Annotated in this window: 7 protein-coding genes and 1 other RNA gene; 5 read left to right on the top strand and 3 right to left on the bottom strand. The window is 46.1% G+C overall.

The genetic code is table 11. The annotated features are described in order from the left end of the window. Positions 1-217 precede the first annotated feature (217 nt). Positions 218-402, top strand: a non-coding RNA gene (gene ssrS / locus P5674_RS19345) — 6S RNA. 85 nt (positions 403-487) lie between these two features. Here ssrS and P5674_RS19340 read toward each other — a convergent pair. Next, positions 488-682 carry a hypothetical protein gene (locus P5674_RS19340; protein WP_006616052.1) on the bottom strand — a complete coding sequence of 65 codons (195 nt, stop codon included), beginning with the start codon at positions 680-682 and terminating at the stop codon, positions 488-490. 464 nt (positions 683-1,146) lie between these two features. On the opposite strand from P5674_RS19340, the gene P5674_RS19335 reads away from it, so the two are divergent. Continuing rightward, the gene (locus P5674_RS19335) at positions 1,147-5,571 is read left to right on the top strand and encodes a Calx-beta domain-containing protein (protein WP_315670212.1); all 4,425 of its coding nucleotides are present in this window, start codon (positions 1,147-1,149) and stop codon (positions 5,569-5,571) included. A 264-nt stretch (positions 5,572-5,835) separates the two neighbouring features. On the opposite strand, the gene P5674_RS19330 is transcribed toward P5674_RS19335, so the two are convergent. Then, positions 5,836-7,998: a polyribonucleotide nucleotidyltransferase gene (locus P5674_RS19330; protein ID WP_006617470.1), complete on the bottom strand. Its 2,163-nt coding sequence runs from the start codon at positions 7,996-7,998 to the stop codon at positions 5,836-5,838. 529 nt (positions 7,999-8,527) lie between these two features. Between P5674_RS19330 and P5674_RS19325 the strand changes: the two genes are divergently transcribed. The 3 genes from P5674_RS19325 (at position 8,528) to phaB (ending at position 13,862) form a co-directional block, all read left to right on the top strand. After that, positions 8,528-11,734, top strand: coding sequence for a DEAD/DEAH box helicase (locus P5674_RS19325; RefSeq protein WP_014276371.1), 3,207 nt, complete (start codon positions 8,528-8,530; stop codon positions 11,732-11,734). A 186-nt stretch (positions 11,735-11,920) separates the two neighbouring features. Next, positions 11,921-13,111 (top strand): acetyl-CoA acetyltransferase PhaA, encoded by a 1,191-nt coding sequence (gene phaA / locus P5674_RS19320; protein WP_006617472.1) that lies wholly within the window; start codon positions 11,921-11,923, stop codon positions 13,109-13,111. Positions 13,112-13,139: 28 nt separating this feature from the next. Next, complete coding sequence (phaB, locus tag P5674_RS19315; protein ID WP_014276372.1) at positions 13,140-13,862, top strand: acetoacetyl-CoA reductase PhaB; 723 nt, start codon at positions 13,140-13,142, stop codon at positions 13,860-13,862. Positions 13,863-13,977: 115 nt separating this feature from the next. On the opposite strand, the gene P5674_RS19310 is transcribed toward phaB, so the two are convergent. Beyond that, positions 13,978-14,487: transposase (locus P5674_RS19310; RefSeq protein ID WP_315670211.1), on the bottom strand; the 510-nt coding region annotated here is incomplete at its 5' end.

Below are 14,487 nucleotides of genomic sequence, written 5' to 3'. Positions count from 1 at the left end.
ACGAGTTAGACATCCCACCCGATAGCAGTTGAATTTCCAAAATGAGAATTGCTGAACCCCCTCTCTATCTCCCTTCTAGCGCCCCATCCCAGATCGCGAGTTGCTGGCCTGGGGGCGAGCAGATTGACGGGCCAGCCCTCTGGGGAGAGAGAGGGATTTGCATGATCCATTGTTAACCCCTAGACAATTTTTGAGAAAGCGCTATAATGGCAACAAGGTCCTGCTGTGACGTTGGTGACTGCCAAAATGTTTTTTTGATCTATAACTCTAAAAACAAGGGAACCCCTTAGAATCGAGTGGCAGTATACCGGGCATTGTACCCGGAAACTTGAAGCTCGGCAGTGGTGCCCACCTGGCTCGTCCAGGTCAAAAACTGAGGTAAGACGGCGTTGCGGTTGGGCTGTTCAATAATTAAAAATGCCCGAATTCGAGAGTGGATAACTCTACGAGTTCGGGCTGCCTTTGTTTAAGTGTAAACTTTGTGCTGTTAACTAGCCTGACGAGAAGCTATCTTTTCAAAATAAGCCTGAGTTTGCTGAAGCATCTCCTCCCGACTATCATTTTCCTTGGTCTTAGTTAAAGTTGGGATTAGGTTACGAGCCTGTAGTGTCATGTGTAGCTGGAGGTCAGCCACATACTCGCTAACATCTTGACGAAGGGAACAAGTTGGGTATCTATCCATATCTAAATTCAAAGTGTTTTTCGTCTCTCAATCTAAGGTGTTCGTAATCACTCATAGAGAGTATCATGCTTATGTACAAACTTGACCAACTTTGTAATGATATTTAATCTTTAGGGTGGGCTTGTGTGAAAAACCTTTACATTAACCGCCCCTGTGTCCCTGTGCCCATCTACCCTAATGCCGGATGATCACTACCAGAGGATCTGAAGTTACACACCGCTAAGTCTGGGGACTTCCCCTCGAAGATGGAAACTAAAACCTCTGGTATTGTTGATATTCAAAAAATTATGGGTAAACTTAAATCAATTCAAGAGACCCTCAAGGCAAAAGCAGCATAGAATGGCTAGGTTGCTTAGTTTAATCCGGGATTATGTGGATTATGGATCATTTCATGGGCCAATGTATATTGGGGCTGGCTTGATCAAGTCAGCAAAAAGGACTTCTAAAGGTAAGGTATCGTTAACATGGTAAACATTATTATTGGCACTTCAGAATCGGATTTGCTCTTGGGAACCTCGGAAGATGATGAAATTCAAGGTTTGGAAGGGGATGATACCCTTTTGGGGTTCCAAGGCAATGATACCCTGTTCGCAGGTGAGGGTAATAACTTGCTATTTGGTGGACAGGGAGATGATTATCTGTTTGGCGGACCAGGTAACGACACCCTATTCGGTGAGTTAGGGGATGATGTTATCTATGGGGGGGAAGGAAACAATTTCATCCTGGGTAATTCGGGGGATGACTCTATAGTTGGGGGGTCAGGAAACGATACTATTTATGGCGGTCAAGGATCTGACACTCTCATAGGGGGGGAGGGAGATGATCTTTTATTTGGCGATCGCGGTAATGATATCCTCTATACAGGTAGTGGTTTTAACACCTTAACCGGAGGCGCAGGGTCGGATTTATTTGTAATTGGTGTAGGGTTCAATGGCGGTCAGACTGATGTAATTACAGACTTTAGACCCGGGTTTGACCTAATTGGTTTGGCTAATGGTCTGGAATTTGCGGATCTAGAAATTGCACAGCAGGGGAATGATACCCTAATTCGCGATCGCCAAACCAGAGAGAGATTAGTGCTACTAGAAGCCACAGATAGCACCATTCTCAACAGTGGCAACTTTACCAAATCCATCACCAGCATTACCTCAGTCTTGGAATTTTGGGAAGATAGCGTCAACGCTGACGAAAATCAGTCATTATTGCAAATCCCCATCACCAGAACCGGATCTCCTCTTGATAGAGTAGGAGCAACTCTAGTAGTAGCTGGTGATAGCACCGCTGACGTGATCGCAGAAATTCCCGTAATTTTTGAACCCTTTGAAACCTTCAAAGAATTTACCGTTTCTATAGTCGATAACGATACCCCTGACGGACCGAGACCAGTTACCTTAACCCTAGCCGATCCCTCTGGGGGAGCCAGTATTGGCCAAAGGAATGAGTTGATCATTAACATCCAAGATGATGAACCCGCACCAGTACCGCCCCCGCCCCCAGAACCGACGCCGACACCCATTCCAGAGTTACCGGCGCTAAATCTGCCATCAACTTCTCAGGTGAGCCTCACTATTGAACCGGAAGCCGTAGAAGAAGATAGTGGCAACAGTTTAGTTTATACATTAACCCGCACACCAGATTCTTTGGGAGTGCCTATAGCCGTAGATTTTTCTATAGGTGGGACTGCTATTTTAGGGGAAGACTACACAGTTAGCGGAGCTGCTAGATTTGATGGCGATCGCGGAACCGCAATATTTGACCAAAACGCTACTACCACCCAATTTTTGATCACCCCCATTGCTAATGATATTTTTCAGCTAGACAGAACCATAGAAGTCGTTTTAGACGACTCAGGATTTTTGTATATCGCCGAAATCGGAGGGAATACGGCCACTGGCACTATTATAGATGATGACCCACCCCCCAGTCCCCCTTTATATGACTTCAGCGACAGTCGTTTTGTCGGTGTTGAGGGAGATGATCCTAATAATCCTGAATTTGTGGAAGTCACCATTGAGCGTTCTTTCGCCACCGAGGCACCCTCACGAGTCGATGTGGCAATTACACCCATTACTGCTGAACCTGGTCGAGATTTTGAGCCCACTCCCGATCCCACCCCAGTCATGTTCGACGCGGGACAAACCAGCGCCACCGTTCAAATTGAACTAATTCCCAATACCGAACCAGACCCCACCAGAACCGCCAATTTATCCTTTACCAACTTCTTTATTGAGAGTACAGCCGGGGAAATTGAGGGGGGACAACCAGGCCGCCAGAACCCCGAGGCTACCCTAGTGATTTTGGATGATGACGGACCATTTAGCTATGAGTTCAGTCAGAGTTTGTTCACCACCCTAGAGGGTTCCGATACCAACGTCACAGAAGTTGTGACTGTTGAAAGAATTGGCAGAATTAGGGAAGCATCTTCAGTCACCGTTGAGTTAAGTGGTATTACTGCTGTTCCGGGAATAGATTTTGAGCCAGAGGAGATAACTATTAATTTCCAACCTGATCAGATTTCCCAAACTGTTCCCATCACCATTTTTGGTAATTTGGTGAGTCAACCTAATCGAAATCTTGAGTTAAGTTTGGTTCCCGCAGAAGGGGAACTGGTAGGCGAGGAGAACCCCACCGCTGAATTAATTATTATCGACGATGATGATATCCCCACCTATGATTTCAGTCGCAGTATTTTTGAGGTCTCAGAAGGTGATGGTGAAACTGAGACTGTTGTGGTGGTGCGCGGTGGTAATACCAGCAATGCATCATCTGTAACTGTGGTTTTGCAACCGGGTCCGGAAAATCCAGCTACGCCGGGAGTTGATATTGTCGAGACTGAGGTGCGGTTGGAGTTTGCGCCGGGTCAAGAAGTCGCTAGGGTTCCCCTGGAAATTGTTGATGACGAAATAGCTGAACCCACGGAGTCGATTATCTTATCTTTTGAGGATTTTGAACCGAGGGGACGCGCAGGTGTCACTCATCCTACTGCGACTTTATTGATTTTCGATAATGATTCACCCCCAACTTATGATTTTGGTCAGTCTGAATATGAGGTGGAAGAGGGGGATGAGCGAAATACCACCATGGTGGTGGAATTGTTGCGGTCCGGGGATCTGAGTTCTCCCTCTTCTGTGGATGTGGTTTTAACTGGAATTACAGCCACTGAAGGAGATGACTTTGTTGGTAGTGTGATACCAATTCAGTTTGCTCAGGGAGAAACACAAGCCCGGGTTCCTATTGAAATTCTGGGTAATACCCTGGTGCAGCCTGACCGAACACTGCAACTAGACTTAGATGATAATTTTGTGGCGATTGTGGACGGAGAGGAGCGAATCCTAGGTCAGGCTGGCACTATCAATCCTAGTACGGTTTTGACGATTCTCGATGATGATATCGCCACAGTTTCCCTACAGGTGCTTACTCCCGATGCTGTGCAGTCTAGTCTGGATTGGGAACAAGACCCTCCGACTATCACTCGCTCTAGTAATGCGGTCTTGAGGATTAGTCGCGAACCTGATAATTTTGGGGATCTTGAGATAACTTTGGATCTGGAAGGAAATCGGATTTCTTTGGAAGATTATCAACTCGAAATTGATGGTCAAGTGATTCCCACAGACGGGGAAACGGCACAGGTGACGATTCCTGATGGTGAAAGTAGAATTGAACTGGAGTTGGTGCCGCTTGATGATGACCACGCGGAGGCTGATGAGTCTTTGACTTTCCGCTTGGCCGAATCTGATTTTTATATTGTTGACCCTAATGATAATCAAGGGACATTAACGATTCTAGCTAATGGTACTGGGGTCAGGCAGTTAACTGATAGTCTTGATACGACTGAAGAAGCCTATTTTGACAGTATTGAAGGGTCTTTGCGACAGGCGGTTATCAATGCTGTGAATTTTGGTGGCACACAAAAAATTACTTTTCTTGATGAGGCAGAATCAGGAACAATTAATCTGGTGGGTGCATTACCAACTCTCAATGGAGATATTTATTTTGACGGTCCGGGAGCCAATAATTTGACGATTCAGCGTGATCCGGATTTGACTGATGAGTTTCGCCTGTTTAGGGTCAATACGGGGACGATGACTTTTGATGGGTTAAGGTTGGCTAATGGTTTGGCACCTGGAACTGACCTAGACGTTTCTGTAAGCACTACTTCTGGTAGTCGCGGCGGTGCGATCACTATTGTCTCTACTGATGCGAATGTTACTATTATCCGCAGTCTGATTGAAGGCAATGCGGCTAATAATGGAGGGGCGATCGCTAATTCGGGAATTCTGAATGTTATCGATTCCACTATTGCTGATAATCAGGCTGTTAATGGTGGTGGCATCATTATTATTGATGGAGAGGTTAATGTTACCAACAGCACTATTGCTAATAACTCGGCTCAAATCGGCGGCGGGATTTTTAACTCTGTTGCTGATCTGACTTTGACCAACAGTACCATTGTTGATAATACAGCGATCGCCAGTGGTGGCGGTGTCCGCAACATTGGCGGTAGTGCTAGTCTCCAAAATACTCTGATTACTAATAATACCGCTCCTTTCGGTCCTGATGCGGCGGCGGCTCCTGAATTTGCCTTTAACAGTGGTGGGGGTAATTTGATTGGAGATGGCACTAATGCCTCTGGCTTCACTGATGGCGTAAATGGCGATATAATCGGCACCGCAGATGACCCAGTGGATGCTCTCATCTCTCCCCTGGCTGATCATGGGGGACTCATCCCAACTATTGCTCTTTTGGAAAATTCACCAGCAATTAATGCCGGAAATAATACCTTTGCTGATGGTTTTGTTAATCCCGGAGAGTTCGACAGCCGGGGCCCCGGATTCCCTCGCATTGTCAACGATACCATTGATATCGGGGCTTTTGAGTCGGAATTTTAACTAGAAAAACTGGGGATATAGGGATAGTCCGTCATGGATAAATGATTCCCTATTCCCCTCACTCTTATCTGTGGTGAATTACCAGATTTACTATTGACATCTGAGCAGACTTGACCTACAATATTATCATGGGAAAATGTGGGCGCATATATAATGAAAAATTGAACGTCACAGATTCACCGGATGATTAATAAACAATTGTAGGGGCGAACAATTGTCGCCCCTACTGCTGGGAAAGGCTGGTGGAGAGGGCAATTAGGTCAACTATTGCACAGTGCCACTACTGGCGGCTGCCTTGGCGGCGGCGGCTTCGTCGGGGTGAATTTTCAGGCGGGTTAAGTTAATGCGGCCTTTGGGGTCAATTTCGCGGACTTTGACGATGACCTCATCTCCTACTGCTACCTCATCCTCAACTTTGGGGACTCGGTATTCTGCTAATTGGGAAATGTGAATCATGCCTTCTTTTCCAGGTAGAACTTCCACAAAGGCACCAATAGGAATAATCCTGGTAACTTTCCCTACATAGACATCTCCGGCGTTTAGCTTGCGGGTCATACCCTGAACAATTTGGTAAGCGCGGGCGGCGTTTTCGCTGTCTGTAGAGGCAATGGTAACAGTGCCATCATCGTCGATGTCAATTTTAACGCCAGTTTCTTCGGTAATTCCTTTAATGGTTTTACCTCCCGGACCAATGACCAAACCAATTAAGTCTGGATCAATTTTGAGTGTGAGTAGGCGAGGTGCGAAGGGAGACAGGTCAGGACGAGGTGATGGTAGGACTTCCAACATTTTCTCGAGGATATGTAGCCGTGCGGGTTTAGCTTTGGCGATCGCATCTGCGACTACATCTAAGGACAAGCCGGTAATCTTCATGTCCATTTGTAGGGCGGTGATACCGCTATCGGTACCTGCGACTTTAAAATCCATATCTCCCAAAAAGTCTTCAATCCCTTGGATATCGGTGAGGATACGAACTTCCGACCCTTCTTTAATCAAACCCATCGCCGCCCCACTCACCGGCTTGGTAATGGGAACCCCAGCATCCATCAAAGCCAGAGTCGAACCACAAACGGACCCCATAGAAGTAGACCCATTAGAGGATAGCACCTCAGAGACAATGCGAATCACATAGGGGAATTGCTCTTTTGATGGTAGCACGGGCAATAAAGCCCTTTCCGCCAAAGCACCGTGACCAATTTCTCTACGTCCTGGCGATCGCATAGGTCTTGTTTCCCCCACAGAATAGGGAGGGAAATTGTAGTGGTGCATATAGCGTTTTTCATCTTGAGGGTGCAGGTCATCAAGATCTTGAGCATCTCCAGGAGTCCCCAGAGTAGCAATAGAGAGGACCTGAGTTAGACCCCGATTAAATAAACCACTACCATGGACTCGTTTTGGTAATAATCCCACCCGACAGGACACCGGACGCACCTGGTCTAAATTGCGACCATCAACCCGCACTCCGTCCGTGAGGATTTGCTGGCGCATGAGTTTTTTAGTGATGTCTTTAAAGATCATCCCCACCGCTTTAGGATTTTCGATATTGAACAAGCTGATGGGGTCATCTTCTGGCATTGATGCGATCGCACTGACAATCTGCTCTTCTTTAATCACATCAAGAGCAGCATCTCGTTCATCTTTGTTCAACTCAAATTGACCAAGAACCTTTTTAACTGGTTCTGTAACCCGTTCTTGGATAAATTCTATCAAAGTCCGATCTTCTGGTAGCGGTTCTTCAACGGGGTTATCAATGTTCAATTCCTGCATAATTTCAGTTTGGGCTTTGATCAAATCCATGACCGCCTCATAACCGAAATCGATCGCCTCAATCACATCATGTTCTGGCAATTCATTAGCCCCCGCCTCCACCATAACCACACCTTGGGGAGACCCAGCCACCACCAAATCGAGGTCACCGTTTCTAATTTCCTTGTAGGTAGGATTAATAATGAAATCATCTCCCACTAATCCCACACGCACCGCCGCCATTGGTCCATAGAACGGAATTCGCGCCAACAACACTGCCACAGAAGCACCTGTTACCGCCAGAACATCCGGTGGTACTTGCTCATCCATTGACAAAGTAGTGGCCACTATTTGAATATCATCTCTAATCCAACCCGGAATCAGAGGACGTAGGGGGCGGTCAATCAAGCGACTGGTGAGAGTAACCCGATCAGGGGGGCGACCCTCTCTCCGCAAAAACCCACCCGGTATACGACCACCGGCGTAAAGTCTTTCCTCATAGTCTACCAATAGGGGCAGGAAATCAATTCCCGGTCTTCCTTCTGCGCGAGTTGCTGTTACCAGAACTGATGTATCTCCCGATTCTACTAACAGGGCTCCCCCCGCCTGCGGCGCTAGTAATCCAATCTTGAGTCTAATATCCCGTCCATCAAAGGATATTGACTTATCAATTTCTTGCATCTATTTTCTCTTCCTTCCTGCTATCACAAATACTCACCATCTTGACACCCACCTAAGCAAAAACAGGGGAACCATCCCAGGTATCCGCCTATCCAGTTTTTGTAGATGCGATCGGGCGTGGTAAGAGACTTCCCCGCCCAATTTAGGGCGACTCATATCCTAGGCTGAAAATTTTTCCTGCCTACTTTCCATGGACCAGTGCCGATCGCTGCTGCCACATTGAAAGATACACTTTCAGCTATGTTGGCACAGACACATTTCACCTGAAAAAATCTGACCATTGTCGGAAATTTCTAGGTATAGCACAATCTGCAACTTTAATGGGATGTTATACCATCTTATCCGCAGATGTCAGGCAAGTCTCGGATTAAATCCCAGTCTTGGATGTTGACACCTATTGTAGATCACTTCTGGAAAGTTTTAACCAGAGCGGAGATTTATTGAGATTGGGCTAATTCTGAACACCAGAGCGACCACAGCACACGATCGCTTAAAATTTAACGGGTTGCTAGTAGATACTGGGGTCAATATGGCTATTTTACACGGAACTTGGCGGATTCACCAGGACGATAGTTATGTATTCATTTGGGGGGAAACTTGGCGGGGGGGCGGCGCACAACAGGATAACCGCTGGGAAATAGCACCACTAAGTTGGGCTATGACCGAGGCGGAACTCTCCCAGTGGTCGCTTTTACAAGATATGGCTTTATCTAAACTCTCTCCCGATACTATCACAGAAGCGATCGCCCTTCCCACTCATATTGACCTCCATTGTGGTCATCTCACCCCCATTCATTCCGCCGCCACAGTCCCCACAGAAGCAGCAGAAGCTCAAGATATCTACCTGTATCCTTGGTTAATCACCGGGTATCGGCTCAACCCCAGTGATGCTTTCCACCTGTTCGAGTCCTTACCTTTAGGGACCATAGATTTAGACTGGTTGGGAGACGATATAAGGTTTTGGTCTCATGTGAACCGCTGGAGTTTAGACCTTCTAGCGAGGCGTAAATTTTTACCCATCATTAGCACCAGTCGCCTGGGAGAGGGGTTATCTTCCCCAGTTGGCGCGTCCAAATGGCAACCCATTGTTGATAGTGCCACAGATCGCGCCCGCCTGTTAAAATTTGCTGGCTTCATGCCGACCGTTTGTAGAATCTCTGGTTTAGCGCCCCTACAGCCACAGAAGGTCTCATCTATGGTTTGTGCCATATTTTTACCCGGAAGGGCTGAGGATTTGATATTAGGGGCTTTAGGAGCAATGATTGATTGCCAGGTGCGTCATATTGCCCAAGAAGTTGAACGCAAAGCCTTAACTAATGTAGCCATTCTCACCCCTGTGGTTAGAATGTGGTTGCATGGTTTAGCCGATGATGCTGGTGGCCACATAGAAGCCGATAGGGCGGAAATAGATACCCTCCAGACCAGCTTAGAGAATTGGATGTTTCCCCTCCAACAGTCTTTGGTGGAGCAAACCCAGTTTAGGGCTAGTTTTCGTCTCCAGCCACCCCAGGGAAAAACTCAAGAGTGGCTTTTGGAATATGGTTTACAGGCTATTGATGATCCTGATTTTGTCGTTGATGCGGCGACTATTTGGAAACACCCAGTTGAGGCTTTTATTTATCGGGAAAGGACTATTCGTTATCCCCAAGAAACTCTCCTGGCTGGTTTAGGATTGGCTTGTAAATTATATCCGGTAATTGAGAACAGTTTAGCCGAAGCTAGTCCCCAGGGGTGCTGGATTGACTCTGGTCAGGTTTATGAGTTTATTACCCGTCTAGCTTGGCGATTTAGTGATAGTGGTTTGGGGGTAATTTTACCACCTGGATTAAGTCAACGAGAAGGCTGGGCGAGTCGTTTGGGTTTGCGGATTAAGGCAAATACTCCCAGGGGGAAAAATCAGGTAAAAATTGGTTTAAAAAGTTTGTTAAATTTTAAGTGGGAATTATCCCTAGGTGGTCAAAGTTTATCTAAGGCTGAATTTGAGCGTTTAGTAGCTAAAAAAAGTCCGTTAGTCGAGGTTAACGGTGAATGGGTAGAGTTGCGAGAACGAGATATTAAAGCGGCTCAGGCTTTTTTTGCTAGTCGGAAAGAAGAGATGACTCTTTCTCTAGAAGATGCTTTGCGTTTGTCTACTGGAGATAGTCAAACTATTGAACGACTCCCGGTGGTGGATTTTGAAGCTGGGGGGAAGTTGGCGGACTTGTTAACGGCTTTAACTGATAATCGTACCATTGATGCGATCGCTACTCCTCCCACTTTTAAAGGAGAGTTAAGACCCTATCAAGCCAGGGGTGCGGGTTGGTTAAATTTTCTGCAAGAATGGGGTCTGGGTGCTTGTTTGGCTGATGATATGGGGTTGGGAAAAACCATAGAATTGATGGCCTTTTTGTTACATTTACAGCTAGAAAAAACCCTGATAAATCCGGTTTTATTGGTGTGTCCGACTTCAGTTTTGGGAAACTGGGAACGGGAAGTTAAGAGGTTTGGACCCAGTTTAAAGACCTTGGTTCATCATGGAGATAAACGCGCCAAAGGAAAGGCTTTCCCCCCGGCTATTAAAGGCAAAAACTTGGTAATTACTAGCTATGCTTTGACCTATCGAGACCAGTCGGAATTACAATCAGTAAAATGGCAGGGTGTGGTTTTAGATGAAGCGCAAAATATTAAAAATCCCGAAGCCAAACAATCGAAAACCGTCAAGACTTTAGAGGCGGATTTTAAAATTGCTTTAACTGGAACTCCCGTAGAAAATCGGTTATCTGAGTTATGGTCGATTTTGGAGTTTTTGAATCCTGGGTATCTAGGACAACGACCATTTTTTCAGCGTCGCTTTGCTATTCCGATTGAAAAGTATGGGGATACTGAATCATTGCAAATTTTGCGATCGCTTGTACAACCTTTTATTCTGCGTCGCCTCAAAACCGATAAAGATATTATTCAAGATTTACCCGAAAAACAAGAAAACACCGTATTTTGTCCTCTGTCAAAAGAACAGGCTAGTTTATATCAAAAGCTGGTAGATGAATCACTCTCAGAAATTGAATCTTCTACCGGGATACAAAGACGGGGGATGATTTTAGGATTATTGGTGAAGTTGAAGCAGGTTTGCAATCATCCCTTATTATTGGGTGCTAAAACCAAAGCCAAGAAAGAAATGCCAACCCTCAACTCCGCTTATTCTGGGAAGTTGCAGCGTTTAAATGAAATGTTAGAAGAGTTAATATCAGAAGGCGATAGGGCTTTAATTTTTACCCAATTCGCCGAATGGGGGAAACTCTTAAAACCCTATTTAGAAGCCAAGTTAAATCGAGAAGTCCTGTTTTTATATGGGGGAAGTCGTAAACTTCAGCGAGAACAAATGGTCGATCGCTTTCAACAAGACCCCCAGGGACCTCCGGTGATGATTTTATCTCTCAAAGCTGGGGGAGTCGGTTTAAACCTAACCCGTGCTAACCATGTATTCCACTTTGACCGTTGGTGGAACCCAGCAGTAGAAAATCAAGCCACCGATAGAGTATTTCGGATTGGTCAAACTCGCAATGTACAAGTGCATAAATTTGTCTGTACCGGAACCTTAGAAGAAAAAATCCATGACCTCATAGAAAGTAAACAAGCCTTAGCCGAACAAGTAGTTAGTTCTGGGGAAGACTGGCTAACCGAAATGGATACCGACCAACTCAGAAACCTATTGATTTTAGACAGAAGTTCCATTATCGAAGAGTCCGAAGAAACCTAACCTTTTCTCGGTCTCCTCAAACCAACAGACCCCCCTGGACTTCTGGGTGATTGTCAATATTTCCCCTTACAAGTCCAGCAGAAGTTAAAAAAACCTAACAAATTCCCTTGAGTTCAAAAGCCAGTGATACAGTACAACTGCAAAATTCGATGAATTAATATCGAACTGGGTATTTTGGGAGGACTAATGACAGAAGTTTATATCGTCTCCGCAACACGCACCCCCCTAGGTAGGTTTGGGGGGGGGTTATCTGGGTTTTCTCCGGCTGACCTAGGCGCTCATGCTATGAAAGCAGCATTGGCGAAAGCTGGGGTTTCCGGTGAAAATCTGGATCTTTATATTTTTGGAAATGTGTTGCGAGCAGGACACGGACAGCTAATACCCCGTCAAGCGGCTTTGAAAGCAGGTATACCCGCCACAGTCGATGGATATGCCATTGATATGGTTTGTTCTTCTGCTATGATGAGTCTGATTAATGGCTGCTACACTATTAAGGCTGGAGAGGCTGATCTAGTGCTGGCAGGAGGGACTGAGTGTATGTCGCAAACAGGGTTCTTTTTGTCTCACCGCGCTAGATGGGGTTATAAGTTCCTTATGGGAGCCCCAGAACAGTTGATGGATATTCTGCTGTATGATGGTTTAACAGACTCTACTACCGGAGACGGTATGGGGGATGAAACTGAACGTTTGGCGGCTGAACATGGTTTCAGTCGTCAGGCTTTGGACGAGGTGGCTTTTTACTCCCAAAAACGCGCGGCGGAAGCTACGGAAAAAGGATTGTTTAAAAATGAAATCTCCCCCATTGAGGTGTCTAGCCGTAAGGGAACTCAGGTGATTGATACTGATGAGGGTATCCGCGCTGAGACTACTTTGGAAAGTTTGGCTAAGTTGCGTCCGGCTTTTCAGAAAGATGGGGTCTTAACTGCTGGGAATAGTTCCCAAATTTCTGATGGTGCGGCGGCGATTATTTTGGCTAGTGAGGCTGCTGTACAAAAGTATGGTTTGAAACCTCTGGCTAAAGTGCTGGGCGGCGCTTGGGCTGGTGGTGAGAGTTGGCGGTTTCCAGAAGTGCCGATTTTGGCTACTCAGAAGTTACTGGGTCGCCTGAAAATGTCGGTTAATGATTTCGATTTGTTTGAAAATAACGAGGCTTTTGCAGTTAGTACCTTGTTATTTGATACAATGTTGGGGGTCTCTCAAGATAAGTTGAATGTTAATGGTGGGGCGATCGCTCTCGGACACCCTATTGGCGCTTCCGGTTCCCGCATTGTTGTGACTTTACTTAATGCTTTGGAACAACACGATAAGAGTTTGGGGCTGGCGGCTTTGTGTCATGGTACTGGCGGCGGTACGGCTTTTGCTATTGAGCGTGTGTAGGTTTTTTAGGTTTTTTTAAGGAGGATAAATGGTTTCTTTAGGACTTGAGGATAAGGTGATTATTGTCACCGGCGGCGCACGGGGTATCGGTGCGGCTATTGTGAAGTTATTGGTGGAATTAGGCGCGAAAGTTGCATCTATTGATGTCATTGACGGGGAAACTCCCACAGGTGGACTAGCCCTGAAAGCTGATGTGACTAAGTTGGACAGTATGGAGTCCGCTGCTAAGGAAATTAGCGAGAAGTTGGGGACTGTTTATGGTGTGGTCGCTAATGCTGGTATTACCCGCGATAATTTCTTTACTAAGTTGACTGATGAAGATTGGGATCAGGTCATTGCTGTTAACCTTAAAGGGGTGAAAAATACCATTCAGCCTTTTATGCAAGGTATGTATGACCAGAATGCTGGCTCTATTGTGGCTATTAGTTCTATCTCTGGCGATCGCGGTAATGCTGGACAAACTAATTATGCTTCCACTAAAGCGGCTGTGATTGGGATGATGAAATCTCTCGCACGAGAAGGGGCTCGTTTTAATGTCCGCGCTAATGCGATCGCACCCGGTTTTATTAATACCGAAATGACTCAAAAAATCCCTGAGAAAGTCCGCGATAAAATTACCGCAGAAATTCCTTTCCGGCGTTTTGGTGAACCTGAAGATATCGCCTGGGCTGTCGCTTTTTTACTCTCTCCTGTCGCTAGTAATTACGTCACCGGAGAAGTCCTGCGCGTTAATGGCGCTCACCATACCTAGGCTTTTCATCGCGGTTAGCTACTCCTAAATGGCGGCGGGTTTATTAGTCGGATTTCCGTTTTTCAAAACCTCCACTTTGACACTCCCCGGCGTGAACGCACGGGGATTCTTTGTTCTACGACACGACTTGCTGATGCAGGATTTCTCCAACAACAGTAGAGGACTTGTCTCCCAAAGCGTTGCTCGGCTGCCCGAAAGTTCCGGTATGCCCTACCGTACTCAATCCTCGACTCCGAATATTTCTAGCTGCGTTTTCATCCCTATCCATTGAGCAACCACACTTACAAACGTGCGTTCTTGTGGATAGCGTTTTCTTCACAATTGCACCGCAGTTAGAGCATTCTTGGCTAGTGTATTGCGGATTTACCGCAACCGTTACTCTTTCAAACACTTTAGCAAAGTATTCAAGCCCGACACGGAATTGATACCAAGATGCGTCGTTGATAGACTTAGCTAAACAATGATTCCGCACCATATTTTTAATTCTCAAATCTTCGTAGGCTATCAAGTCGTTTGACTGAACTACGCACCTTGCCAACTTCACAGCATGGTCTTTACGTTGCCTACTTAAGTAGGGGTCGAGAGAGATGTCGCCATCTCCCCCTCCCATACAAAACCGTACATG

It is taken from the genome of Limnospira sp. PMC 289.06 (assembly GCF_032350395.1).
GTDB lineage: Bacteria > Cyanobacteriota > Cyanobacteriia > Cyanobacteriales > Microcoleaceae > Limnospira > Limnospira platensis.
The sequence above is the reverse complement of the archived record's forward strand: the minus strand, read 5'-3'. Positions and strand labels throughout refer to the sequence as shown.